The following is a 22,547-nucleotide window of genomic DNA, read 5'->3' as shown; positions in this document are numbered from 1 at the left end:
CTTACCTGCTTTCCGGGGGCTCCGGGTGGCGGAGCCCCCGGCCCGAGGCGAAGCCCCGGATGTCGCAGCTGTAACCGGTTACATTCCTAGCACACGACCTCAGGCAGCGTAAACGCCAAGCTCGGTTATCATTTCGTTACTTGACGGATGGCTGCTGGGAGCGCTCTCATGGGACCGCGTTTTCCGACCGGCTCGTAGAACAACGGAGATCTCATGCGCCCGAAAACGAGGAACCGCTCGATCCGCCTGATCGCCGGGGTGGGTGCCGCCCTGATGGCGGTCACCACGCTGAGCGCCTGCGGGGACGGCGGTGCCGGTGGTGGCGGCAAGACCAAGCTGAGCCTCGGCCTGTTCGGCAACTTCGGCTACACCGACCTGATCAAGGAGTACCAGGCGGCCCACCCGGACATCGAGATCACCGAGCGGACCGCCGCCTACTCCGACCACCACAAGAACCTCGCCGCGCACCTGGCCACCGGCGCCGGCGCCGCGGACGTCGAGGCCATCGACACCGGGTACGTCGCCCAGTTCAAGGCGACGCCGGACAAGTTCGTCGACCTGAACACCGTGGGCGGCGCCCAGCTCAAGGACCGCTGGCTGGGCTGGAAGTGGGCGGCGTCGCTGGGCAAGGGCGGGCAGCAGATCGGTTACGGCACCGACGTCGGCGGCCTGGCCATCTGCTACCGCCGCGACATGTTCAAGACCGCCGGGCTGCCCGAGGACCGCGACGCCGTCTCCGCGCTCTGGCCGACCTGGCAGGCGTTCTTCGACGCGGGGAAGCGGTTCCAGGCCAAGGCGCCGAACGGCGTCAAGTGGATGGACGGCGGCCCGACCGTGCTCAACGCGATCGTCGGCCAGGCCCCGGTCGGGTACTACGACCAGAACGACCAGCTCGTCGTGGGCAGCAACCCGGCGCTGCGCCAGGGCTGGGACCTCGTGGCCGACGCGGTCAAGGCGAACCTGAGCGCCGGGTTGCTCTACAGCACGCCGAACTGGAACACCGGCTTCACCCAGGGCCAGTTCGCGACCGTCACGTGCCCGGCGTGGATGATGACCAAGATCAAGGACCAGGCGCCGGACACCGCGGGCAAGTGGGACATCGCGAGCGTGCCCGGCGGGGGCGGCAACTGGGGCGGCTCGTACCTGACCGTGCCGAAGCAGGGCAAGCACGCCAAGGAAGCCGCCGACCTCGCCGCCTGGCTGACCGCGCCCGAGCAGCAGGCGAAGGTCTTCACCAGCAAGGGCTTGCTGCCCTCGGCGCCGTCGCTCTACGACGACCCGAAGATCACCGGCTACACCAACCCGTTCTTCAACAATGCGCCCGTCGGCAAGCTCTTCACGGACGCGGCGAAGAAGCTGAACCCGCAGTACCAGGGCCCGAAGGCCGGGGACGTGCAGACGGAGTTCGGCAACGCGATGCAGCGCGTCGAGCAGGGCAAGCAGGACGGCACGGCGGCGTGGCAGCAGCTGGTCGGTGACGTCGCGAAGATCAAGTGATGGCTTCGGCAAAAACGCTGACCTTCGCCGAGCGGCGGCAGAAGTGGGACGTCAAGCTGTCGCCGTTCGGCTTCATCAGCCCGTACTTCCTCATCTTCGGCGTCTTCGGGCTGTTCCCGCTGCTCTACACGGCGTTCGTGTCGCTGCAGAAGCGGAACCTGCTCGACGCCGAGGGCGCGACGTTCATCGGCTTCGGCAACTACGAGCAGCTGCTGTTCCACGACTCGTACTTCTGGAACGCGATGGGGAACACGGTCAGCCTGTGGCTGCTGACCACGATCCCGCAGATCCTGTTCGCCCTCGGCATCGCCGCCCTGCTCAACCGCAGGCTGCGTGGGCGGATGCTGTTCCGGATGGGGATGATCCTGCCCAACATCACCTCGGTGGCGGCGGTGACGATCATCTTCGCGCAGCTGTTCGGCCGGGACTTCGGCCTGGTCAACTGGGTGCTGAGCTGGTTCGGCGCCGGGCAGGTCGACTGGCAGGCGGGCACGGCCAGCTCGCACACCGCCATCGCGACGATGGTGGTGTGGCGCTGGACCGGTTACCACGCGCTGATCTTCCTGGCGTCGATGCAGGCGATCCCGTCGAGCATGTACGAGGCCGCCACCCTCGACGGCGCCAAGGGGTGGCAGCAGTTCTGGCGGATCACCGTGCCGCTGCTGCGCCCGCAGATCATCTTCTCCACGGTGATCGCGACGACCGGGAACATGCGGCTGCTGGCCGAGCCGCTGCTGTTCAACCCCGGCACCGCGGCCGCCACCGGCGGGTCGGACCGGCAGTTCCAGACCGCCGCGCTCTACCTCTACGAACAGGGCTTCACCAAGTACGACTTCGGCTACAGCTCGGCGATCGCGCTGATCCTGGCCGTGACCACGATCCTCGTCGCGGGGCTGTCGTACCTGGTGACCCGGCGCATCCAAACGGACTGAGGAGCGGACATGACCACCGTGCTGACCCCGGCCGCCCCCGCGCCGCCGGTCGCGCCCGGACGGGCGCGGCGGCTCGCCCGGCGGGTCGCGAGCCCGTGGACCTACGCCGCGCTGATCGCGATCCTGGCCGGCTCGGCGTTCCCGGTGTACTGGTCGTTCGTCGTCTCCTCGCAGACGACGGAGGCGGTCGGGAGCGTGCCGCCGGTCCTGGTGCCGGGCGGGCACCTGTTCGAGAACATCGCTCGCGTCTTCGACCAGACCGACTTCGCCCTGGCGCTGGGGAACTCGCTGGTCGTCGCGGGCACGATCACCGTCTCGGTGGTGCTGTTCTCGACGCTGGCCGGGTTCGCCTTCGCCAAGATGCGCTTCCGCGGCCGGACCGCGCTGCTGCTCGTCGTGGTCGCCACCCAGGCGATCCCGACCGAGCTGGGTGTCGTGCCGCTGTACATGATGATGGCCGACTTCGGGTGGGCCGGGCAGCTGCAGGCGGTGATCGTGCCCGGCCTGGTCACCGCGTTCGGCGTGTTCTTCATGCGCCAGTACTTCGAGCGGGCGCTGCCGCTGGAACTGCTGGAAGCCGGGCGGATGGACGGCTGCGGCTCGCTGCGGCTGTTCTGGCACGTGGCGTTGCCGGCCGCCCGCCCGGCCGCGGCGGTGCTCGGGCTGTTCACCTTCATGCAGGCGTGGAACGACTTCTTCTGGCCGCTGGTGGTGCTGGTGCCGGAGAACCCGACCGTCCAAACCGCACTGTCCACTCTGGCCAGTGGCTACACCACCGACTACACCCTCGTGCTCACCGCCGCCACCATCGGCACCGTCCCCGTCCTCGTCGTGTTCCTGCTGTTCGGCCGTCAGATCGTCGGCGGCATCATGCAGGGCGCGCTCAAGGGCTGACCCACCCGGAGCTCACCGTGACTTCCAGCTGTGACAACCAGGGCTTCGCCCCGGGCCAGGGGCTTCGCCACCCGGACCCCCGAAAAGCGAGCTTCCCGCCCGGCTTCCGCTGGGGCGTGGCCACCTCGGCGTTCCAGATCGAGGGCGCCACCCGATCCGATGGGCGCGGACCGTCCATTTGGGACACCTTCGCGGCGGTCCCCGGCGCGGTGGCCGGCGGCCACACCGGGGAACCGGCGGCCGACCACTACCACCGCTGGCCGCAGGACCTCGCCCTGCTCACCGGGCTCGGCGTGGACGCCTACCGGTTCTCGGTGTCGTGGCCCAGGGTGCAGCCGTCCGGCCGCGGCCGCGTCGAACGCCGGGGCCTCGACTTCTACCGGCGGCTCGCGGAAGGGCTGCGGGAGAAGGGGATCGAGCCGTTCCTGACGCTGTACCACTGGGACCTGCCCCAGGGTCTGGAGGACGGAGGCGGCTGGCGGTCGCGCGACACCGCCCACCGGTTCGCCGACTACGCCGCTTTGGTCCACGCGGAGCTGGGTGACCTGGTCGAGCACTGGACGACGCTGAACGAGCCGTACCCGTGCGCGGTCGCGGGTTACGGCGAAGGGCGGCACGCTCCGGGGGCGAAGGAGGGCGACGGCGCGCTGGCCGCCGCCCACCACCTGCTGCTCGGTCACGGGCTGGCCGTCCGGGCGATGCGGGCCCAGTCGACCCCCCAGCACCAGTTCGGGATCGTGCTCAACCAGTCGCCGGCCGTCCCGGTGACGGACTCGGCCGCGGACGCCGCCGCGGCGGCCCGGCAGGACACGCTGCTGCGCCGCCAGTTCACCGACCCGCTCTTCGGCGGCCGGTACGCCCCGGGGCTCGCGGCGATGTTCGACGGCGTCTCGGGCTTCTCGTTCCGCCACGGCGGCGACCTCGCGACGATCGGGGTGCCGCTGGACTACCTGGGGGTCAACTACTACTACCGCCTGCACGTCGCGGACGCACCGCACCGCGAGCCCGACCCGGCGCTGCGGACCGCGGCCGACATCGGGGTGGACACTTCACGGTTGCCGGACGTGCCGCGGACGGGCATGGGCTGGCCGGTGGAGCCCGAGGGCCTGACCGAAGCCCTGGTCGGGCTGCACAACCGCTATCCCGCGCTCCCGCCGGTGTACGTCACCGAGAACGGCTGCGTCTACCCGGACCGCGCCGATTTCGCCGACTACGAGCGCATCAGCTTCCTGAACGAGCACATCGAGGCGGTGCGCACGGCCGCGGCGGCCGGGGTCGACCTGCGCGGGTACTTCTGCTGGTCACTGCTGGACAACTTCGAGTGGGCGCACGGGTACCGGCCCCGGTTCGGGCTGGTGCACGTGGACTACGAGAGCCAGCAGCGCACGCCGAGGGCGAGCTACCGCTGGTACCGCGACTTCATCGAGGCCCAGCGCACCCCGTAAGTCCGTGAAGGCCACCTTGAGGGACGCCAAGTCCCTCAAGGTGGCTTCACGGACTTGGGGCTACTTCTTGTACAGGCTCTCGATGTCGTTCGCGTAGTTCTTCGTCACCACGTTGCGCTTCAGCTTCAGGCTCGGCGTGATCTCGCCGCCCTGCTCGGTGAAGTCGTTGGCCAGCACCGTGAACTTCTTGATCGCCTCGGCCTTGGACACCGACTTGTTCGCCTCGTCCACCGCGGCCTGGATCTCCGCGAGCAGGTCGGCATCCGAAGAAAGGTCCGCGACCGTGGCCGACGACGGCTTGCCGTGCTGGGACTTCCACGACGGGAAGTACTCCTCGTCCACCGTCACCAGCGCCGCGATGAACGGCCGCTGGTCGCCGACCACCATCGCCTGGCTCACCAGCGGGGACGCCTTGATCGTGTCCTCGAGGCCGGACGGGGCGACGTTCTTGCCGCCCGCCGTCACGATGATCTCCTTCTTGCGGCCGGTGATCTTGAGGAAGCCGTCCGCGTCGAGCTCGCCGAGGTCGCCGGTGTGGAACCAGCCGTCGGTGAGCGCTTCGGCCGTCGCTTGCGGGTTGTTGTAGTACGCCCGGAACACGACGTCGCCCTTGAGCAGGACCTCGCCGTCGTCGGCGATGCGGACCGACGTGCCGTTGACCGGCTTGCCGACGGTGCCGACGCGGAACGCCGTCTGCGTGTTGACGTTCGCCGCCGCCGACGTCTCGGTCAGGCCGTAGCCCTCGAACACCGGGACGCCGATGCCGCGGAAGAAGTGCGCCAGCCGCGCGCCGAGCGGGGCGCCGCCGGAGACCGCCGCGACGCAGCGGCCGCCGAGGGCCGCGCGCAGCTTGCCGTAGACGAGCTTGTCGAACGCCAGGTGCTTCAGCTTCAGCCCGAGCCCGGCGCCGCCGGTGTCCTGCGCCTGGCTGTATTCGACGGCGACGGCCTCGGCGACGTCGAAGATCTTGCCCTTGCCCTCGCTGTGGGCCTTCTGCTTCGCCGAGTTGTAGACCTTCTCGAACACGCGCGGCACGGCGACGACGAACGTCGGCCGGAACGTGCCGAGGTCGGCGACCAGGTTCTTGACGTCCGGGGTGTGCCCGAGGGTGACCCGGGCGGTCAGCGCGGTGACGGCGATCGCGCGGGCCAGCACGTGCGCCAGCGGCAGGAAGCACAGCAGCGAGTTGCCCTGCTCCATCAGCTGCGGGAACGCCTCGATGTCGGCGCGGATCTCCGCCAGCAGGTTGCGGTGGGTCAGCTCGACGCCCTTGGGGCGGCCGGTGGTGCCCGAGGTGTAGACGATCGTGGCGAGCTCGTCCGCGCTCACCTCGCGGCGCCGGTCGTGCAGCTCGTCGTCGGACAGGTCGGCGCCGAGGGCGGCGAGCATCTCGACGGCGGGGTTGTCGCCTTCGATCTGCCAGGTGTGCTGCAGGTCGGTGAGCCGGTCCCGGACCTCCTCGACCGAGCCGGCGTGCGCGGTCGTCTCGACGAACACGGCCTTGGCGGCCGAGTCCGAGAGGATCCAGCACACCTGTTCGGGGGAGGACGTGTCGTAGATCGGGACGGTCACCGCGCCGGCCGCCCAGATGGCGAAGTCGATCAGCGTCCACTCGTAGCGGGTCTTCGACATGATCGCGACGCGGTCGCCGCGGCCGATCCCGGCCTTGGCCATGCCCTTGGCCACGGCCACTACCTCGGCCGCGAACTCCTTGGCGGTCACGTCCAGCCAGCTGCCCTCGACCTGGCGGCGGAAGCTCACCACGTCCGAGAACCGCTCGGCGTTCGCCCAGACGACATCGGACATGTTCTCGTCGTCGGCCACCGGCTTGCCGGCGGGAGCGCTGTATTCGCGCACGTGGACCTCCGTGTTCAACGCGTGCGGCAGGTGACACCGCTGTTACCCGCCAGTCAACTTAGCGTGGTGAGCACCTTAAGACCATGCTGATCGCCGTCGCGCAGCGAGGGCGTGACATTCTTCGCACGTGAACGCGCCGCCCTCACTCGACATCGTCGACGAGACGTTCCTCGCCGTTCCGCCCGCCACCGTGGCCGCGGTCTTCGCCGAGCCGGCCTCCTGGCGGCGTTACTGGCCCGACCTGGTCCTGGAGGTCTACACCGACCGGGGGGACAAGGGCCTGCGCTGGACCGTGCGGGGCGCGCTGGTCGGTACGATGGAGGTCTGGCTCGAGCCGGTGCTCGACGGCACCCTGCTGCACTACTTCCTGCGGGCGACCCCCGCCGACGCGGCCGGGGCGCCCCGTGCGCCGGCGCCGCGCGAACTGCGCCGGGAGTTCGACCGGCGGGCCCGCGCGGCGAAGGCGATCGCCCTCGAGCTCAAGGAGATCCTGGAGGACGGGCGCGAGCCCGGGGTGCCTCCGCGCGGCGAGGGCAGTGACGGCGAAAGCTAGGGGGAGCACCGGTGCGGGTACACGTCGTCTCGGACGTGCACGGCAACGCGGACGCGTTGAAGCGGGCGGGCGACGGGGCGGACGCCCTGGTCGTGCTCGGCGACCTGATCGACTTCGTCGACTACCGCGACCACGACAAGGGCATCATGGGCGCCCTGTTCGGCGCGGAGAAGGTCGGCGAGTTCGCCCGCCTGCGCCGCGAGGGCACCCGTGACGAAACCGTTGCCTACTCGCGCACGCTCTGGGCGAGCCTCGACGACCCGGGTGCCGCGGTCGACGAGGCCGTCCGCGCCCAGTACGCGACCCTGTTCGCGGCGATGACCGCGCCCACCTACGCCACGCCCGGCAACGTCGACACCCCGGCGCTGTGGCCGGAGTTCACCGGCGAGGGCGTCCGGGTGCTCGACGGCGAGGTGGCCGAGATCGGCGGCCTGCGGTTCGGGTTCGTGGGCGGCGCGCTGCTGCCCGACGGCGTCGTCCCGCGGCCGCGCAAGGGCACCGCCTGGCGCCCCTACCTGCGGGATCGCGCGGACTACGACCGCAGCGTGGCGGCGCTCGAGCAGGTCGACGTCCTCTGCACGCACGGCCCGCCCGCCCTGCCCGAGCTGACCTACGACGTCGTCGCGCGCCGCAGCGAGATCGGCTCGACGGCGCTGCTGGAGCTGATCCGCGCCCAGCGGCCGCGCTGGTCGGTGTTCGGGCACGTGCACCAGCCCCTGTCGGCGCGTGCCCGCGTCGGCCTGACCGAGTGCCGTAACGTGGGTCACTTCAAGGAGACCGGGCAGCCGTACGTGCTGCGCTGGTGACCAACCGCGGCGGCTACGCTTCGACCCATGGCCGAGCAGTCCACACAGTCCATCGAGGTCGACGCCGAGCCCAGCCGGGTGATGGCCGTGATCGCCGACTTCCCCGCGTATCCGGAATGGGCCAAGGCCGTCCGGCAGACCGAGGTCCTCGACACCGACGGCGAGGGCCGGGCCAAGCAGGTCAAGCTGACCCTGGACGCAGGCCCGATCAAGGACGTCTACACCCTCGAATACGACTGGGACGACGACGGCCTCGGCGTCAGCTGGCACCTGGTCAAGGGCCAGATGCAGAAGGCGCAGAACGGCCGGTACGCGCTCGAGGACCTCGGCGGCCGGACGCGGGTCACCTACACGCTGTCGGTCGAGCTGGCGCTGCCGATGATCGGCCTGCTGCGCCGCAAGGCCGAGAAGATGGTCATGGACACCGCGCTGAAGGAGCTCAAGAAGCGGGCCGAGGGCTAGCGTGCGGATCCTGCTGTGCACCGGCAAGGGGGGTGTCGGGAAGACGACGCTGGCCGCCGCCACCGGCGCCGCCCTGGCCGCCCGCGGCAGGAAGACCCTCGTCGTGTCCACCGACCCGGCGCACTCCCTCGGCGACGCGTTCGGCCGTCCCCTCGGCGCCGAACCGTCCGAAGTGGACGCTCTCCTGTCCGGCGTGCAGATCGACTCGCGCACCCTCGTGGACACCACCTGGCAGCGGCTGCGCGGCGAACTGCGCACGGTGCTGGCCGGCGCGGGCCTGGACACCCTCGACGCCGAAGAGCTCACCGTGCTGCCCGGCGTCGACGAGCTGCTCGCCCTCACCGAGGTCCGCCGGCTGGCCGAGGACGGTCCGTGGGAGACCGTCGTCGTCGACTGCGGGCCCACCGCCGAGACGCTGCGGCTGCTCGCCCTGCCCGAGGCCGTCTCCGGCTACCTGACCCGCGTGTTCGGGCCCCGCGGCCGCGTCACGGACTCGGTGCGCCGCCTCGGCACCCACCTCGACGGCCTGCGCGCCCTGCTCACCGAGCCGTCGGTGACGACGGTCCGGCTGGTCCTGACCCCGGAGCGGGTGGTCGTCGCCGAGGCGCGGCGCACGCTCAGCTCCCTGGCCCTGCGCGGCATCGCCGTCGACGGCGTGATCGCCAACCGGCTGATGCCCGCGCCCGGGATCTGGCGCGGGGGCGCCGCGTCGTGGCTGCGCACGCGCCGCACCCAGCAGGACGCCGTGCTCGCCGAACTCGCCGCGGCCGGGATCGCGCCGGTCGCCCGGGTGGAGCACCGCGCCGTCGAGCCGGTCGGGCTGCCCGCGCTGCTGGAGATCGCCGCCGAGCTCTACCGCGGCGAAGATCCCCTTGCGGGCGACGGCACGCCCGTCACCCCGCTGCTGCGCGTGCGGCCGGCCCCGGACGGGTACACGCTGCGCGTCGCGATCCCGCTCGCGCGGGACGCCGAGGTCGACCTCGCCCGCGTCGACGACGACCTGGCGATCACCGTGGACGGCTTCCGCAGGCTCATCGCCCTGCCGGGGCCGCTGCGGCCGTGCCGGATCACCGGCGCGGAATCCGACGCCGACGGCCTGGTCGTGAGCCTGGCCGGGAACCGGGGACGCGGGTGAGCGAAGAGGAACACGGGCCGCGCCTGGCGGAGGAGATCCGCCTGCTCGCCGAGCTGGTCGCGGAGAAGGCGGCGCCCTGGCTCGAGGGGGTGCTCGCGGCCGGGCACGGCTTCGCGGGCGACCCTGACGAGGCGAAAGCGGACGGTTCGGCGTGCGGCTGGTGTCCGCTGTGTGCGATCGTCGCCGTGGTACGAGGTGAGCGGCCCGAACTGGTCGCGCGGCTGGTCGAACAGCTCGCGCAGCTGGTCGCCCTGCTGCGCGCGGTGCTCGCGGACCGCTGGGAACCGGACGAGGGCGTGCACATGCCCGGGTTCCGGCCCGCGCCGCGGCCCGCCGCGGACGCCACGGTGTCGACCAGGGTGCAGCACGTCACCGTCCGCAGGCGCGACGAGTGGGAGAGCTGAGTGCGGACGATAGGGGTGGACGTCGGCGGGACGAGCATCCGGGCCGGCGTGGTGGACGAACGCGGCTCCCTGCTCGACACGGCCCGCGTCGCGACGCCGACCGAGGAAGGCGCCCTCGAGGACGCCATCGCCGGCGTCGTCGAGGACCTGCGCAACCGGCACGAGGTGGCCGGGGTCGGGCTCGCGGTGGCGGGCTTCGTGGCGCGCGACCGCCGGTCGGTGATGTTCGCGCCGCACCTGGCGTGGCGCGGCGCCCCGGTCGCCGACCGGATCGAAAAGCGCGTCGGCCTGCCGGTGCTGCTGGAGCACGACGTCAACTCGGCGATCGTCGGCGAGCACCGCTTCGGCGCGGCCCGCGGCGCCCAGGTGGCGGCGCTGGTCGCGCTGGGCACCGGGATCGGCGCGGGGCTGCTGCTGGACGGCAAGCTGTACCGCGGCGCGTACGGCGTCGCCCCGGAGCTGGGCCACCTGACGGTGGTCCGCGGCGGCCGGCCCTGCCCGTGCGGCAAGTACGGCTGCTGGGAGCGCTACTGCAGCGGAACGGCCCTGGCGGCGACGGCGGTGGAGCTGCTGGCCCGGCACCCGGGCCGCTCGACGGTGCTGGCCCCGCAGGTCGCGGGCGACCCGGGCTCGGTGACGGGCCGCCGCGTCGCCGGCGCGGCTCGCGACGGCGACCCGATCGCCCAGCTGGCGATGGCCGAGCTGGCCAAGTGGCTGGGCGAGGGCCTGGCGCTGGTGGCGGACGTGTTCGACCCGGAGATCATCGTGATCGGCGGAGGGGTGTCGGAGTCGGCCCCGCTGTTCCTGGACGAGGCCCGCGAGCACTACGCGGGCGCCATCACAGGGGCGCGGCACCGCCCGTTGGCCCGGATCAGGACGGCTCACCTGGGCGACGACACGGCGATCGTCGGGGCGGCGGCGCTGGCGTTGGAAGCGGCGAAGACCCCGGTCTGACGCCGTCCGGCCGCCTTGGCCGGCGAAGCAGAACTGTCGGTGCACCCCGGTAGCGTGCAAAACGGGGGCTGCTCGAGACGGCTGACCGCGCTGACGGCGGCGAAGATCCCGGCCGTCCCCGTGTCGCCTGTCGCCCGATCGGGTACTTCCCCTCAGCCGAGGGGAGGGAGCGGGCATGCCGGCCGAGGTGTGGATCGGGGCAGGCGGTGCGGTTCTGATGGCCGCCGCGGGATTCGCCCGGGCGAAGGCGAGCCGGAAACGGGTGGCGGTGACGGCCGGTGTCCTCGTCTTCGCGGGCTGGACCCTCGTGGGGCAGTTCCTCGTCAAGCCGCTGGTGCCCGGCCCGGTGATGGCCGCCGTCCTGCTCGGCGGCATCACGCTCGGCATCATCCTGACCGCGATCATCGGCGGCCGCGCGAAGCGGGCCCCCAAGCGATGACCGGCGATCCGCCACCGACGTGTGACAGGCTGGGACGGTGAGTCACCTGTCCGCGAGCGTCTTCGTCCGCTGTTCCTGCGGGCACCTGCACTGGGGCCGCTACGGCGCCGCGGGCCTGCTGCTCGTCGACCCCGCCCGCGGCGTCCTCCTGCAGCGTCGCGCCTGGTGGGTGCACCACGGCCGCACCTGGGCCCTGCCCGGCGGCGCGATCGAGGCGGGGGAGACCGCCGTCGACGCGGCCGCCCGGGAAGCCTTCGAAGAGACCTCCGTTCCCGCCGATGCCTTCCGCGCCGTCTCGGCGTCCGTCGTCGACCACGGCGACTGGAGCTACACCACCGTGCTCGCCCTCGCCGACGGCGCCGAGGCGCGCGTCGCCAACACCGAAAGCGCGGAGGTGCGCTGGGTGGACCCCGACGACGTCCCCGGTTACCCCCTCCACCGCGACTTCGCCGCGGCTTGGCCCCACCTGCGCGACCGCGTCGGCCGGGAACTCGTGCTGGTCGTCGACGCGGCCAACGTCGTCGGCTCGCGCCCGGACGGCTGGTGGCGCGATCGGCACGGTGCCGCCGAGCGCCTGCGCGACCAGCTGGCCAAGCTCGCCGAAGCGGGCGTGCCGGACCCGGACGACCCCGCGGTGACCTGGTGGCCGCGGATCATCCTGGTCGTCGAAGGCCAGGCCAAGCACGTGACCGGAACCACGGGGGCCGAGGTCGTCGCCGCGGACACCGACGGCGACTCGAAGATCGTCGAAGTCGTCGCGCAGCAGAAAGCGAAGGTCCTGGTCGCGACGGCGGACCGGGAACTGCGGCGGCGGGTCGAAGCGCTCGGCGCGTCGATCCTCGGCCCCGGCACGCTCCGCACGCAGCTGGACGCGCTTTAGCCCTTCGCGATCCCGTCGCGCATCTCGGCCACCAGCGAGGCGACCACGGCCTTGAGGCTGCCCTTGTGCCGTTCCGCGACGGCCCGCTGACGCCGGTAGCTCGGCCCGTAGCGGAGGATCGTCTCGACGTCCCGCAGCTCGGCCACGCAGTCCAGCCGCCGCGCCACCGGCTCCAGCCGGTCGAGCAGGTCCGCCACGTCGTCGGTGACCAGCCGCTCGCGTCCGGCCGCGTCCAGGATGACGATCGCGTCCGTGCCGTAGCGGGCCGCACGCCACTTGTTCTCCTGGACGTGCCACGGCGGCAGCGACGGCAGGATCTCACCGTCGTCGAGGCGCTCGCTGAAGTCGTCGACCAGGCACTGCGTCAGCGCCGCGATCGCGCCGACCTCCTCCAGCGTCGGCAGGCCGTCGCAGACGCGCATCTCGACCGTGCCGAGCTTCGGCGACGGCCGGATGTCCCAGCGGATCTCCGAAAAACTGTCGATCACGCCGGTGGTGAACATGTCCTCGACGTAGCTCTCCAGCTCCGCCCACTTCCGGAACTGGAACGGCAGCCCGGCCGTCGGCAGCTGCTGGAACATCAGCGCCCGGTTCGACGCGTACCCGGTGTCCTCGGCGCCCCAGTACGGCGACGACGCCGACAGCGCTTGCAGGTGCGGCGCGTAGTTGAGCAGCGCGTCGAGGATCGGCAGCACCTTCTCGCGGTGGTCGATCCCGACGTGGATGTGGACGCCGTAGATCAGCATCTGCCGTCCCCACCACTGGGTCCGGTCGATGAGCTTGGCGTAGCGCTCCTTGTCGGTGACCTTCTGCTGGTACCAGTTCGAGAACGGGTGCGTCCCCGCCGAGAACATCTCGACGCCGAGCGGGTCGGCGACGCCGTGCACGACGTCGAGGGAGTCGTTCAGGTCCGCCTTGACCTCGGCGATCGTCGAGCAGACACCGGTGATGATCTCGATGGTGTTGAGCAGCAGCTCCTGCTTGATCTTGGGGTGCTCGGCCGCGCCGTCCGGGCGCACCGCCTCGAGGATCTGCTCGGCCACCGAGGACAGCTCGCCGCTGCGCCGGTCCACCAGGCCGAGCTCCCACTCCACGCCGACGGTCGATCGCCGCGAAGGACTGAACTCGATGTGCATCGCTGTCGGCGGCTCAGACCTGGGCGCCGTTGCTGGGGTCGGCGCCGGGCGGCGGACCCTGCCGGACGCGCAGCAGCAGCAACGCGATCGCCGTCGCGAGCGCGAGGATGCCCAGCGGGGTCGCCACCGTCGGGCCGACGCCGATCGCGCCGGGCAGGATCAGCAGGAACAGGCCGGCCAGGAACAGCAGCAGGATGAGGAACGCCCCCATCTTCGGCCGCGGCAGCGGCGGCGGCTCCGGCGGGACGTAGTGCTCGTCGTCGCCCGCCGGGTCGTCGGAGAACATCGTGGTGTCCCACGACGTGCCCCCGGACCGCCACCCGGGCTCCGGCGGGGTCTCCACGGACGGCGGCTCGGCGGGCCGGTCCGGCGTCTTGCGCGGCTCGCTCTCCGGGCCGGCCCCCGACCCCGCCGCCGCGGCGGTGCCCGCCGTGTCGGCGGTGTCGCTCTCGGGGAGCCCGAACCCGTCGGCCCGCAGGTCGGCGACGATCTCGGCGAACGTCGCGTCGACGTTCTCCGGCCCGTCCTTCCCCCGGCTCATGTGGTCTCCTCCGGCTGTGCGGCGTGCGCCCTCGCGAACTCGACGCTACGCGTGAAAATCACCTCGGCGTCGTTGTCCTGCGTCGCCACGTGGTAGCTGTTCTCCAGCACGACCTCGGTGACGTCGGTGCTCGAGACGCCTCGGAGCACCAGCTGGGAGTTCACCGGCTCGACGACGTGGTCGACCGACGAGTGCAGCAGCAGCACCGGCTGGGTGACCTTGCCCAGGTCGGCGCGCACGATCGCCCACAGCTTCGCCAGGCTCGCCGCCGCGCGCACCGGGGTCCGCGGGTAGGCCAGCTCCGTCTCGCCCGGCTTCTTGATGTCGTTCGCGATCGCCGGCACCGACGGCACGATCCGGCCCAGCACCGGCAGCAGCCGCGTGTCCCACTTCAGCCGCGTCACCGACGGGTTGACCAGCACGATCCCGGCGATCCGGTCGCCGAACTCCTCGGCCAGGCGCAGGGTGAGCGTGCCGCCCATCGAGAGGCCGCCGACGAACACGGTCCGGCACGTCGCCAGCAGCGCCAGCAGGGCCTCGCGGACGGCGCCGTACCAGTCCTCCCACGTCGTGCGGTTCAGGTCCGGCCAGCGGGTGCCGTGGCCCGGCAGCAGCGGGCAGCGCACGGTGAACCCGGCCGCGGCCAGGTGGTCGCCCCAGGCCCGCATGCTCGCCGGGGTACCGGTGAACCCGTGGCAGAGCAGGAACCCGGTTTCGGCCGAACCGGTGTGGCCGAACGGTTCCGCGCCGGCGAGCACGCCCATGCGATCGCCTTCCGTGTGAGCGGTGGAGTCCGTCCATGCTCTCACGGCCGGCGGACGTTGTGGGGGTCCGCCCGGGCCCGGAATCGGCTGTGAGAAGGATCGCTGCCGGCGTGGTAACCGGGTGGTCTCCGTTGTGCGGCGGCCGCCCGGGTTCGTAGGCTGTCCGACGCGGGTGAACAGGGGCTGCGGCTGCGATGGAGGACTGAGGCACCAGTGCTGTACTGGCTCATGAAGTGGGTGTTCCTCGGACCGCTGCTCAAGACGCTCTGGCCGACCAAGGTCGTCGGCGCGGAGAACATCCCCGAGACGGGTGGGGCGATCCTGGCCGGCAACCACCTGGCGGTCGCGGACTCGTTCTTCATGCCGCTGCGGGTCAAGCGCAAGGTGACCTTCCCGGCCAAGTCCGAGTACTTCACCGAGCCCGGGTTCAAGGGCAAGCTCAAGAAGTGGTTCTTCACCGGGGTCGGCCAGTTCCCGATCGACCGGTCCGGCGGCAACGCCGCGCAGGCCGCGCTCGACACGGCGATCCGCCTGGTCAAGGCCGGTCACCTGCTCGGCATCTACCCCGAGGGCACCCGCTCCCCGGACGGACGGCTGTACAAGGGCAAGACCGGCGTCGCCCGGATCGCCCTGGAGTCCGGCGGCGTCGTGGTCCCGGTGGCGATGATCGGCACGGACAAGGTCAACCCGATCGGCTCCAAGATGTGGTGGCCGCGCCGCCTCGAGGTCCGCTTCGGCAAGCCGCTGGACTTCTCGCGCTACGAGGGCCTCTCGGGTGACCGCTTCGTCGAGCGGTCCATCACCGACGAGATCATGTACGCCCTGATGGAGCTGTCGGGCCAGGAGTACGTCGACATCTACGCGGCGAAGGCGAAGGAACTGCTCGCCGCGGAGGCCGCCGGGATCGACCCGAAGGTGCCGTCGCAGCCGGCGGCGCGGGACGCGGCCCGGGTGCCGGATTCCAAAGTGGGTTGACCGACTACTGTTCACCGGTGCGGTTTTTCTACGACACCGAATTCATCGAGGACGGCGTGACGATCGACTTGGTGTCGATCGGTGTCGTTGACGAGCGCGGCCGGGAGTTCTACGCGGTTTCGACCGAGTTCGACCCTGCGAAAGCGGGGCCGTGGGTCCGGGACAACGTCCTGGACAAGCTGCCGTCCCCGGCCGACCGGGCGTGGCGGAGCCGGGAGAAGATCCGCAACGACCTGCTGGAGTTCTTCGGCAAGCCCCCGGGCGGCATCGAGCTGTGGGCCTGGTTCGCGGCGTACGACCACGTCGCGCTGGCCCAGCTGTGGGGCCCGATGCCCGCCCTGCCGCGGCAGCTGCCACGCTTCACGCGCGACCTGCGTCAGCGCTGGGAGGACGCCGGGAAGCCGAAGCTCCCGGCGGCGCCGACCGATCAGCACGACGCGCTGGCGGACGCGAAGCACAACCTGGCCCGCTGGGAAGTCATCGAGAACTACTTTCCGCGCCGCTGACCCCGGGTCGCCGACGCTCACCCCCCCGAACGCCCCAAGACGGCCTCCGTTGAGGGTGGTGGTGGGGGCATCGGTGGAGCCCCCAAGGCGGCCTTCGGTGCGTCTGACGCAACCAAGGCCGCCTCAGGCGCCGGTTCCCGGCGGAGCGCACGGCCGGAATTGTCGGGGGTCCCCGGTAACGTAAGAACCGGGGGACCCCCAGGCCGGGGACCTCTCAGCGGCGCGCCCGCACCGCCGAGGCCAGCTCGTCCAGCAGCGGCGCCGTGTCGTCCCACGCCAGGCACGCGTCGGTGATCGACTGGCCGTACGTCAGCTGCTCCGGGTGCCCCAGCGAAAGGTCCTGCCGCCCGCCCGCCAGGAAGCTCTCCATCATCAGCCCGGCGATCCCGCGCTCACCCGATGCCAGCCGCGCAGCCAGCTCCCGCACCACCGCTCCCTGCCGCACCTCGTCCTTGCCGCTGTTCCCGTGCGAAGCATCGATGATCACCCGCTCCGGCAGGCCCGACTTCGCCAGCCGCGCGAGCGTGTCGGCGACAGTGGGAGCGTCGTAGTTCGGGCCCGCGCTGTGGCCGCGCAGGATCACGTGGCAGTCCGGGTTGCCCGACGTCGTGAGCAGCGCCGCGAGGCCGTCGATGTTGATGCCCGGGAACACGTGGCTCGCCGCGGCCGCGCGGGTCGCGTCGATCGCCACCTGGACGTCGCCCTCGGTCGAGTTCTTGATGCCCACCGGCATCGACAGCGCGCTGCACAGCTGCCGGTGCACCTGGCTGGCCGCCGTCCGCGCGCCGATCGAACCCCACGTCACGATGTCGGCGATGAACTGCGGCGTGATCGGGTCGAGGAACTCGCAGCCCACCGGCAGGCCGAGCGCGGAGACGTCGAGCAGCAGCTTCCGGGCCAGCCGCAGGCCCTTGTTGACGGCGAAGGTGCCGTCGAGGTCCGGGTCGTTGATCAGGCCCTTCCAGCCCAGCGTGGTGCGCGGCTTCTCGAAGTACACGCGCATCACGACGTGCAGTTCGCCGCGCAGCTCCTCGGCCTTCGCGGCCAGCCGGCGGGCGTAGTCGAGGGCGGCTTCGGGGTCGTGCACCGAGCACGGGCCGACCACGACGAGCAACCGGTCGTCCCGGCCTTCGAGGATGTCGACCGTCTCGGCGCGGCCCTGGCGCACGACCTTGGCGACAGCGGCGTCCGCGGGATGGTCTTCGCGCAGCAGCGCGGGCGAAATGAGCGGACTGATCGACGTGGTGCGCGCGGCGTCGAGGTCACCGATGGTGGCTGGGCCGACGGAGAGCGTCATGGCGGGGGTGTTCCTTCCTGGTGGACACCGACCCGCGGGGGACTCGCCGAGCCGGTTTCGAAATCCGGCTCGGGGGTGGGAGTCAGCGCAGGTTCACGCCGCCGTGCCCACCCGGGGCCGGCTTCGTAAACCAGAAATAGCGCTGCACGGGGCCAAGTTAGCACAGGCCGCCCGCGGACCGATCCGGCAGGTGGTACGGGCTGCACCGATCAAGACGGGAGCCGCTACGCTGGCGAGCGACGAAATGTGACTGTCATCTCCCGAGAACAGACGGAGGCTTCTCATGCGTGTCGGTGTGCTGACCGGCGGCGGCGACTGCCCGGGACTCAACGCGGTGATCCGCGCGGTGGTGCGCAAGGGCATCGAGGTGCACGGCTGGGACTTCGTGGGCTTCCGCAACGGCTGGAACGGCCCGCTCACCGGCGACAGCCGCCCGCTGGGCCTGAACGACGTCGAGGACATCCTCACCCGCGGCGGCACCATCCTGCGGTCCTCGCGCACCAACCCGTACAAGGTCGAGGGCGGTGTCGACAAGATCAAGCAGGTCCTCGCCGACCAGGGCGTCGACGCGCTGATCGCGATCGGCGGCGAGGACACCCTCGGCGTCGCGAAGCGGCTGACCGACGACGGCATCGGCGTCGTGGGCGTGCCCAAGACGATCGACAACGACCTGGGCGCGACCGACTACACCTTCGGCTTCGACACCGCGGTCTCCATCGCGACCGAGGCGATCGACCGGCTGCACACCACGGCCGAGTCGCACCACCGCGCGCTGGTCGTCGAGGTCATGGGCCGGCACGCCGGCTGGATCGCGCTGCACTCCGGCCTCGCCGGCGGCGCGAGCGTCATCCTGGTGCCGGAGCGGCACTTCAGCGTCGACCAGGTCGTCTCCTGGGTCGAGCGCCGCTTCGAGAAGGAGTACGCGCCGATCATCGTCGTCGCCGAGGGCGCCCTGCCCGAGGGCGGCGAGGAAAAGCTGCTCACCGGCGAGAAGGACGCCTTCGGGCACGTCCGCCTCGGCGGCATCGGCACCTGGCTGGCCGACGAGATCGCCCACCGCACGGGCAAGGAGTCCCGCGCGGTCGTGCTGGGCCACGTCCAGCGCGGCGGCACCCCGACGGCCTACGACCGCGTCCTGGCCACCCGCTTCGGCCTCCACGCGGTCGACGCGGTCGCGGACGGCGACTTCGGCGTCATGGTCGCGCTGAAGGGCACGGACATCGTCCGCGTGAAGCTGTCCGAGGCGACGGCCGAGCTGAAGACGGTCCCGGTCGAGCGCTACCAGGAAGCCGAAGTCTTCTTCGGCTGAGTTCCCCGTCGAAGGGCCGCCCCGGGAATCCCCGGGGCGGCCCTTCGCGCGTTCAGGGCCGCTGGCGCACCGCGTCGACGATGCCCTGGCTCACGACCGCACCGGTCGTCCCGTTGCCGACGTAGGCGAAGGTCACCGGATCGAACAGGAACTCGTCCTGGTTGCCGATCCCGTGCTCGGTCGTGCTGTTCCAGGTGATCCCCAGGACGGCCCGGCCGGTGGCATCCTTCGCGTCGGTGCGGGCGACCAGCCCGGGCACCTTCGCCACGGCCTCGTAGAGGGCGGCCCGTGCCGCCGGGCGCAAGTAGCCCTCGGCCAGATCGACGACCTCGCGGCCGAGGTCGTGCAGGGTGTCGCCTTCGCCGTAGGTGCTCTTGTGCAGGTAGGCGAGCATGGCGTCGGCGTCCGTGGGCAGCTCCGGGTGAGCGGCGGGGTGCGGCGTGCACTGGCGCGTCACCGTCCGCCCCTGGCCCTCCTGTTGCACGCGCTTGCCGTCGCGGCAGCCCGCGATTTCCGATTCGTGGCCGAAGAGGACCTGGAACCCGTCGTGGGTCCCGTCCGCCGACGCCCAGAACTCGTTCTCCCGGCCGTCCGCGAGACGGGTCCTGGTGTAGAGGAACTGGTCCGGGCGCGGTTCGACGTCCGGCAGGGCGCGCGCCTTGGCGGCCGCGGTGTGCATGATCCACACCGGGTCGGTCGCCGGCCGGGGCTCGGGACCCGGCGAGACCGCCGGGCCTGCCGGGGTGAGCACGACAACGGCGGCGGCGGCCGCGGCGAGCCCGGTCGCGGTGAGCCCGCCCCACAGGACGTGCCGGCGCCGGGCCGGCTGACGCGCGGTCGTCGCCGCGATCAGTTCGGCCCGCTTCCGGGCCAGGTCGCCGTTCGCCGGGAGCCCGGCCGGTCCGGCGAAATCGCGAAGCAGCTGCATCTCATCCATGGTTCGAGACCTCCTTGGCGGGCGCGTGCCCGAGTTCCGTCCGGACCTTCCGGCGAGCCCGGTTCAACCGCGACCGGACCGTGCCGACCGGGATCCCCAGCGCGCCCGCGACCTCCTCGTACGTCAGGCCCTCCCAGGCGATCAGCACGAGCACGTCCCGGTCCCCCCGGGCCAGTCCGGCCAGGGCTCCGGCCAGCCGTTCGTTCATGGCCTGGGCGGTCACCCGCTCGGCGACGCGGTCCGCGTGACCGTCCTGCTCGGCGGGCGGCCCGAGGGCGGCTCGCAGCCGGTACTCGCGCGCTTCTTCGCGGCGGCGCTGGCCGACGAGATTGGTGGCGATGCCGTAGAGCCACGGCCGCGCGCTCGGGAACGCGGGGTCGTAGCGGGCGCGGCCGCCGAACGCGATCAGGAACGTCTCGCCCATCAGGTCGTCCGCGACCTGGCTGCCGAGCCGCCGGGCGAAATAGCGATGGATGTGCGGGGCGTGGCGGTCGAAGACCACCGCGAACCGCTCCGGATGTCGGAGCGACGCGGTGATGACGTCCGCGTCGTCCCCGGTTTCACCTGGTGAACTCATGAACCGCCTGCCTGTCGTGACGCTGTCTGCCCCGTTGTTGGCGGAACGGGCGGTTCGAGTTCACGCTAGATGCGGGCCAGCTGCTCCAGGACGCCGACGGCGGCGGCGATGTCGCCGGTCAGCGGCCGGTCCTCGACGCTCTCGTCCAACACCGCGGCCGCGGTGTCGAACGCGTCCCGCACCGGCAGCTCCACCAGGTCGGCCTCCCGCATCCGCAGCGCCCGGACCGCGGCCACCAGCTCGCACGCCAGGACCTGCTGGTAGGCCGAGCACGCCGCGGTCGCCGCGCGCGCGGCCTGGGTCGAGAAGCTCGCGTGGTCCTCGATACCGCGGGACACCACCGCCGTGCCGAGCGTGGCCGGGAGCGCCGCCTGGCGCAGCTCCGTGAGCGCGTCGTGGGCCACGTACTCCAGGATCATCACGCCCGAGCTGCCCGGCGGCCCCGCCGCGAGGAACGGCCGCAGCCCGGTGAACTCCGGCTCCACCAGGTCGCCGAGCCGCGCCACCGACAGCTCCGCCACCTGGTGCACGGTCGCCCGGGCCTGGTCCAGCGCCGTCGACACGTACGCGGTGTGGAAGTGCGCGTGGTGGTAGGCGTCCCCGTGCACGGTCGAGATCATCGGGTTCTCCGTGCTCGCGTTGATCTCCACGGCGAGCACGTCCCGCAGGTAGTGGATCGCGTCCAGGGCCGGGCCCTGCACCTGCGGGAAGGCCCGCAGCCCGAACGGGTCCTGGATCCGCCGCCCCGGCTTCGGCGTCTGGTGCATGCCCAGCAGCCGCCGCATCTCGGCCGCGCAGGCGACCTGCCCCGCGTGCGGCCGCGCTTCGTGCACCGGCGTCGCGTACGCCTCGGGGTTGCCGTCGAGCGCGACGTACGTCAGCGCCGCGACGGCGTGGCTCGCCCGGGTCAGCGTGTCCAGCCGCATCGCCGCGAGGGTCGCTTCGGCGAGGGTCGCGGCGTTGCTGCTCATGAACGCCAGCGCGTCCCCCGCCCGCACCGGCACCGGCGGCACGTCCCCGGTGACCCACGGGCGCTCACCGGTGAGCGCCAGCGCCGTCTCGGCCAGCGGGGCCAGGTCCCCCGTGCCGATCGCGCCGAGCCGGTGCACCTGCGGCCGCGCGCCGGTGCGGACCGCCGCGGCCAGCGCGCCGATCAGCTCGGGGCTGATTCCGGACCGTCCGGCGAGCAGCTGGTTGAGCCGGATCAGCAGCATGGCCCGCACCTGGCCGGGCGGCAGCTCGTCGCCGCTGCCGCCGGCGTGGCTGCGCAGCAGCCGCAGGCCGTGCTCCGTGGAGCTCTCGACCGTGTCGTCCTTGTTGGCCCCGACGCCGGTGGTCCGGCCGTAGACCACCCGCCGCGTGCTCAGTTCTTCGGCGAGCTTCCACGCCTGCTCGGCCGCCCGCAGCGCGGCGATCGAGACGTCGATGCCCAGCGGCCCTTCGGTGCTCGCCGCGATCACGACGTCGGCGCACCGCAGGGTCCGGCCGTCCACCCGGATCAACGGCAGCCCTCCTTTCCGGCTGCCCTCACTATGCGGCTAGGCCGCCGGTGGCTGCCAGGGCGGCCTCGCCCAGTCCCAAAGCGGGACCGGCTCGTGCAGGTTCGGCTCGGCCCCGGGCGCGGAGAACACGACGGCCAGCCGGCTGCCCCACTCGAGGTAGCCGGCGAACGCGGCCCGGAACTCCGGGTCGTCGGGCAGGCCGGCCTCGTCGGCGGCGTCGAGCAGCAGGCCCACCCACCGGCGGCGCTGCTGCTCGGTGATCCCGCGGCCGAGGTGGCGGCCGATCATGTGGGCGTGCCCGCCGTGCCCGGCCGAGTAGCCGGCCGGGCCCCCGAAGACCTCGCCGAGCCAGCCCGCGACGTGCTCGGCGTGGTGCGGGTCCATGTGGCGGAAGACCGGCTCCAGCAGCGGATCTTCGAGCACGTGGCCGTAGAAGATCGTCAGCAGCTGCACGAGCGCTTCGTGGCCGCCCGCCCAGTCGTAGAGCGTGGGAGTGGTGGTTTCGTAGCGTTCGGGGTCGCCGTCGGGCGTGAAGCCTTCGATGCCGGCGAAGGGCGCGCCGCCCTTGCGCCGCACGAGGTACCGCCCGGGGCCGCGCTCGATTTCGTGCCCGGCGGCGGCCTTTTCGAAGTCCGCGCTCGCGGTTTCTGGCACGGTGTAGCGGAGGTATTCGACGATCACCGGCCCAGGCAACCAGGCGTGGCCCGGCCGGGCAACCACGCACTTCCCGGTGCGTAGGGAGAGC

At 72.0% G+C, this 22,547-nt stretch carries 24 protein-coding genes; 15 read left to right on the top strand and 9 right to left on the bottom strand.

All coding sequences use genetic code 11. From position 1 onward, the window contains the following. The first annotated feature begins 213 nt into the window (after positions 1-213). The 4 genes from AB0M80_RS16970 to AB0M80_RS16955 are packed head-to-tail and all read left to right on the top strand — an operon-like array spanning position 214 to position 4,768. A complete protein-coding gene (locus AB0M80_RS16970) occupies positions 214-1,497 on the top strand; it encodes an extracellular solute-binding protein (protein WP_364565075.1) in 1,284 nt (427 codons plus the stop codon). Further along, positions 1,497-2,429 (top strand): sugar ABC transporter permease, encoded by a 933-nt coding sequence (locus tag AB0M80_RS16965; protein ID WP_364565072.1) that lies wholly within the window; start codon positions 1,497-1,499, stop codon positions 2,427-2,429. The genes AB0M80_RS16970 and AB0M80_RS16965 overlap by 1 nt, the downstream gene beginning before the upstream one ends. 9 nt (positions 2,430-2,438) lie before the next feature. Then, the gene (locus AB0M80_RS16960) at positions 2,439-3,323 is read left to right on the top strand and encodes a carbohydrate ABC transporter permease (RefSeq protein WP_364565069.1); all 885 of its coding nucleotides are present in this window, start codon (positions 2,439-2,441) and stop codon (positions 3,321-3,323) included. Positions 3,324-3,340: 17 nt separating this feature from the next. Then, positions 3,341-4,768: a GH1 family beta-glucosidase gene (locus AB0M80_RS16955; RefSeq protein WP_364565066.1), complete on the top strand. Its 1,428-nt coding sequence runs from the start codon at positions 3,341-3,343 to the stop codon at positions 4,766-4,768. Between the two features lie 60 nt (positions 4,769-4,828). On the opposite strand, the gene AB0M80_RS16950 is transcribed toward AB0M80_RS16955, so the two are convergent. Then, the gene (locus tag AB0M80_RS16950; protein WP_364565063.1) at positions 4,829-6,625 is read right to left on the bottom strand and encodes a long-chain fatty acid--CoA ligase; all 1,797 of its coding nucleotides are present in this window, start codon (positions 6,623-6,625) and stop codon (positions 4,829-4,831) included. 127 nt (positions 6,626-6,752) lie between these two features. On the opposite strand from AB0M80_RS16950, the gene AB0M80_RS16945 reads away from it, so the two are divergent. The 8 genes from AB0M80_RS16945 to AB0M80_RS16910 all read left to right on the top strand — a co-directional run bounded on the left by AB0M80_RS16945 (position 6,753) and on the right by AB0M80_RS16910 (position 12,258). Beyond that, the gene (locus AB0M80_RS16945; protein ID WP_364565060.1) at positions 6,753-7,178 is read left to right on the top strand and encodes a polyketide cyclase / dehydrase and lipid transport; all 426 of its coding nucleotides are present in this window, start codon (positions 6,753-6,755) and stop codon (positions 7,176-7,178) included. Positions 7,179-7,189: 11 nt separating this feature from the next. Further along, positions 7,190-7,984 carry a metallophosphoesterase gene (locus AB0M80_RS16940; RefSeq protein WP_364565057.1) on the top strand — a complete coding sequence of 265 codons (795 nt, stop codon included), beginning with the start codon at positions 7,190-7,192 and terminating at the stop codon, positions 7,982-7,984. 27 nt (positions 7,985-8,011) lie between these two features. Beyond that, positions 8,012-8,446, top strand: a complete 435-nt coding sequence (locus AB0M80_RS16935; protein WP_364565055.1) for an SRPBCC family protein — start codon at positions 8,012-8,014, stop codon at positions 8,444-8,446. A 1-nt stretch (position 8,447) separates the two neighbouring features. Beyond that, positions 8,448-9,581, top strand: a complete 1,134-nt coding sequence (locus AB0M80_RS16930; protein WP_364565052.1) for an ArsA family ATPase — start codon at positions 8,448-8,450, stop codon at positions 9,579-9,581. Further along, complete coding sequence (locus tag AB0M80_RS16925) at positions 9,578-9,985, top strand: hypothetical protein (protein WP_364565049.1); 408 nt, start codon at positions 9,578-9,580, stop codon at positions 9,983-9,985. The genes AB0M80_RS16930 and AB0M80_RS16925 overlap by 4 nt, the downstream gene beginning before the upstream one ends. A 15-nt stretch (positions 9,986-10,000) precedes the next feature. Beyond that, the gene (locus AB0M80_RS16920; RefSeq protein WP_364565774.1) at positions 10,001-10,939 is read left to right on the top strand and encodes an ROK family protein; all 939 of its coding nucleotides are present in this window, start codon (positions 10,001-10,003) and stop codon (positions 10,937-10,939) included. Between the two features lie 175 nt (positions 10,940-11,114). Next, the gene (locus AB0M80_RS16915; RefSeq protein WP_364565046.1) at positions 11,115-11,378 is read left to right on the top strand and encodes a hypothetical protein; all 264 of its coding nucleotides are present in this window, start codon (positions 11,115-11,117) and stop codon (positions 11,376-11,378) included. Positions 11,379-11,415: 37 nt separating this feature from the next. Continuing rightward, a complete protein-coding gene (locus tag AB0M80_RS16910; protein ID WP_364565043.1) occupies positions 11,416-12,258 on the top strand; it encodes an NUDIX hydrolase in 843 nt (280 codons plus the stop codon). On the opposite strand, the gene AB0M80_RS16905 is transcribed toward AB0M80_RS16910, so the two are convergent. The 3 genes from AB0M80_RS16905 to AB0M80_RS16895 are packed head-to-tail and all read right to left on the bottom strand — an operon-like array spanning position 12,255 to position 14,699. Further along, the gene (locus tag AB0M80_RS16905; RefSeq protein WP_364565041.1) at positions 12,255-13,394 is read right to left on the bottom strand and encodes a glutamate--cysteine ligase; all 1,140 of its coding nucleotides are present in this window, start codon (positions 13,392-13,394) and stop codon (positions 12,255-12,257) included. The two genes, AB0M80_RS16910 and AB0M80_RS16905, sit on opposite strands and share 4 nt — an antisense overlap. 13 nt (positions 13,395-13,407) lie before the next feature. Beyond that, the gene (locus tag AB0M80_RS16900; protein WP_364565038.1) at positions 13,408-13,935 is read right to left on the bottom strand and encodes a hypothetical protein; all 528 of its coding nucleotides are present in this window, start codon (positions 13,933-13,935) and stop codon (positions 13,408-13,410) included. After that, positions 13,932-14,699 (bottom strand): alpha/beta fold hydrolase, encoded by a 768-nt coding sequence (locus AB0M80_RS16895; RefSeq protein ID WP_364565036.1) that lies wholly within the window; start codon positions 14,697-14,699, stop codon positions 13,932-13,934. The genes AB0M80_RS16900 and AB0M80_RS16895 overlap by 4 nt, the downstream gene beginning before the upstream one ends. A gap of 213 nt (positions 14,700-14,912) precedes the next feature. Here AB0M80_RS16895 and AB0M80_RS16890 point away from each other — a divergent pair, with 213 nt between their 5' ends. Beyond that, positions 14,913-15,674, top strand: a complete 762-nt coding sequence (locus AB0M80_RS16890) for a lysophospholipid acyltransferase family protein (RefSeq protein WP_364565035.1) — start codon at positions 14,913-14,915, stop codon at positions 15,672-15,674. Positions 15,675-15,691: 17 nt separating this feature from the next. Beyond that, positions 15,692-16,180 carry a polyadenylate-specific 3'-exoribonuclease AS gene (locus AB0M80_RS16885; protein WP_364565034.1) on the top strand — a complete coding sequence of 163 codons (489 nt, stop codon included), beginning with the start codon at positions 15,692-15,694 and terminating at the stop codon, positions 16,178-16,180. A gap of 214 nt (positions 16,181-16,394) precedes the next feature. Here the strand turns inward: AB0M80_RS16885 and AB0M80_RS16880 are convergent, their stop codons facing one another. After that, positions 16,395-17,477: a 3-deoxy-7-phosphoheptulonate synthase gene (locus AB0M80_RS16880; RefSeq protein WP_364565033.1), complete on the bottom strand. Its 1,083-nt coding sequence runs from the start codon at positions 17,475-17,477 to the stop codon at positions 16,395-16,397. A 283-nt stretch (positions 17,478-17,760) separates the two neighbouring features. Here AB0M80_RS16880 and AB0M80_RS16875 point away from each other — a divergent pair, with 283 nt between their 5' ends. Then, positions 17,761-18,786 carry a 6-phosphofructokinase gene (locus tag AB0M80_RS16875; protein WP_364565031.1) on the top strand — a complete coding sequence of 342 codons (1,026 nt, stop codon included), beginning with the start codon at positions 17,761-17,763 and terminating at the stop codon, positions 18,784-18,786. Positions 18,787-18,838: 52 nt separating this feature from the next. Here the strand turns inward: AB0M80_RS16875 and AB0M80_RS16870 are convergent, their stop codons facing one another. From AB0M80_RS16870 to AB0M80_RS16855, 4 genes are all read right to left on the bottom strand, one after another. Further along, the gene (locus AB0M80_RS16870; RefSeq protein ID WP_364565029.1) at positions 18,839-19,723 is read right to left on the bottom strand and encodes a CU044_5270 family protein; all 885 of its coding nucleotides are present in this window, start codon (positions 19,721-19,723) and stop codon (positions 18,839-18,841) included. Next, on the bottom strand, positions 19,716-20,300 hold the full coding sequence (locus AB0M80_RS16865; RefSeq protein WP_364565028.1) for an RNA polymerase sigma factor: 585 nt from the start codon (positions 20,298-20,300) through the stop codon (positions 19,716-19,718). The genes AB0M80_RS16870 and AB0M80_RS16865 overlap by 8 nt, the downstream gene beginning before the upstream one ends. A gap of 65 nt (positions 20,301-20,365) precedes the next feature. Then, positions 20,366-21,802, bottom strand: a complete 1,437-nt coding sequence (locus AB0M80_RS16860; protein WP_364565026.1) for an aromatic amino acid ammonia-lyase — start codon at positions 21,800-21,802, stop codon at positions 20,366-20,368. A 36-nt stretch (positions 21,803-21,838) separates the two neighbouring features. Next, positions 21,839-22,483: a group II truncated hemoglobin gene (locus AB0M80_RS16855; protein WP_364565023.1), complete on the bottom strand. Its 645-nt coding sequence runs from the start codon at positions 22,481-22,483 to the stop codon at positions 21,839-21,841. Positions 22,484-22,547: the final 64 nt, after the last annotated feature.

The organism is Amycolatopsis sp. NPDC051045 (assembly GCF_040682955.1).
Taxonomy (GTDB): domain Bacteria; phylum Actinomycetota; class Actinomycetes; order Mycobacteriales; family Pseudonocardiaceae; genus Amycolatopsis.
The sequence above is the reverse complement of the archived record's forward strand: the minus strand, read 5'-3'. Positions and strand labels throughout refer to the sequence as shown.